2 protein-coding genes are annotated in these 1,969 nt (G+C 47.3%); one reads left to right on the forward strand and one right to left on the reverse strand.

All coding sequences use genetic code 11. The annotated features are described in order from the left end of the window. The coding region (locus tag Q0277_RS08590) for a hypothetical protein (protein WP_297997276.1) at positions 1 to 218 on the forward strand (218 nt) is incomplete at its 5' end. A 458-nt stretch (positions 219 to 676) separates the two neighbouring features. Here the strand turns inward: Q0277_RS08590 and hcp are convergent. Next, positions 677 to 1,969: hydroxylamine reductase (hcp, locus tag Q0277_RS08595; protein WP_297997277.1), on the reverse strand; the 1,293-nt coding region annotated here is incomplete at its 5' end.

Below are 1,969 nucleotides of genomic sequence, written 5' to 3' on the forward strand. Positions count from 1 at the left end.
AAATTTGCATCGACGTAAAGATGCGAAATTTATCACTAGCGCGGAATTCTAAACGCAAGGCTGCAGTGAATTTATCTGTTTGCGAGCTTGAGCTGCATTTTGAAATTTTGCACAAAATCTGCTTAAAATTTTATTCCCACAAGCCGTGCATTCATAAAGTATTCTCAAAATTTAGATTAAAATCCGTATTTAAATCCTATGTTTATTTAAAATTTTAGCGATTATTAGAGAGGATGCTTGAAGAATTAAATAAAGATGGATATAAAATTAACGGCACTAAATTGCAATATCTGATAGCGAAAAATGAGATGATACGGAAAATTTTATGAGATACCAAGCATCAAGACAGTTACACTATAGCGGTTACTATAAGCGGCAGCGATACGGATAAGATAAATACTTACACAGAAAAAGAAGGATTGTAATAGCAAAGACGATTAGAATTTGAATGTGTAAAAAAAGCACTTAATTAAATTTTTCTAAGCATTTGGCGAGATTATATGATTTTAAAATTTAAATAAGACGGACGGTATAGTCGTGAAATTTAAATATGAGCGTTGCGTAAAATAGCCGCATCGGCTAAATCTATTAAAACTGCCGTATACGTATAAAGGGTAAATTTAAAATCGGAGCTTTGCCGAATTTTAAATTTACCCGATTTGCCTCGCTATAAAATTTATTCGCCCAGGAAGTATTTCAGATCCGCCTGCGCGTCGCCGCTGATTAGGCGAAGGCCGAAATTTTGCACCAAAAAGCCTAAAATTTCGTCGTTGAAAAACTCAGGTACCGTAGGACCCACGTTGATATTCTTAACGCCCAGGCTAAACAGCGCAAGCAGGATGATGACCGCCTTTTGCTCCATCCACATCAGCACGATCGAGACCGGCAGGTCGTTTACGGCGATGCCCGTAGCCTCGCTAAGCGCTAGGGCGATCTTGACCGCGCCGTTGCTGTCGTTGCACTGGCCTAGATCGATATAGCGCGGAAGCTCGGTGCCAGGCACGGTTCCGAAATCCACGTCGTTGAAGCGGAATTTGCCGCAGCTGGAGGTCAAAATCACGCAGTCCTTCGGCAGGCTAAGCGCCAGCTCGCGGTAATACTCGCGTCCTTTGCCGGGCGCGTCGCAGCCGGCGATGACGAAAAAGCGGCGGATTTTGCCCGAGCTGATCGCGTCTAAAATTTGCGGCGCGAGGCTCAAAATCGTCTTGTAGTGTCCGCCCGTCACCAAGCTCTCGTCGCTGTCCATACTCACGTCGCCGCACGCAAGCGCGCACTCGATGAGCGGCGTAAAATCGTCGTTTTGAATATGCTTAATGCCGTCGGTGCCAGCGATAGAGTAGCCAAACAGCCTGTCTGCGTAGCTACAGGATGAGCGAAGCGGCACGATGCAGTTTGTGGTCATCAAAATCGCGCCTTTAAATTCGTTGAAAAGCTTGGTTTGATCGAACCACGCCTTGCCGACGTTGCCCTTTAGGTGCGGATACTTGCGAAGCTGCGGATAGCCGTGCGCAGGAAGCATCTCGGAGTGGGTGTAGATATTGATACCCTTGCCCTCGGTTGCTTTTAGCAGCGCCTCAAGAGCGTGCAGGTTGTGTCCGCTGACCAAAATCGCTTTGCCCTCGACCTTGTTTTGGCTAACTTTAACCGGGGTCGGTACGCCGAATTTTGCGGTATGCGCCTCGCTTAAGATATCCATCATCTGCACGCCCGCGTTTCCGACGGCCATCAGCTGCGCGATATGCTCGTCAAAGTTAAAATTTGAGTTCGTCAGCGTAAAATACAGCGTGTCGGCCATAACGGTATCGACCGCGCTAGTATCGGCGCCGAGCTCGTGTGCGTGGTGACGGTAAGCGCTAAGCCCCTTAAGCCCGAAAACCATAGTGTCTTGAAGTAACGCCAGCGTCGAGGTTTTGCCGCAGGTGCCTTTGCTTTGGCCTTTTGCACCGCAGCCCTCGGGTACGCTCATTTG

This window comes from uncultured Campylobacter sp., assembly GCF_938030815.1.
Lineage (GTDB): Bacteria > Campylobacterota > Campylobacteria > Campylobacterales > Campylobacteraceae > Campylobacter_B.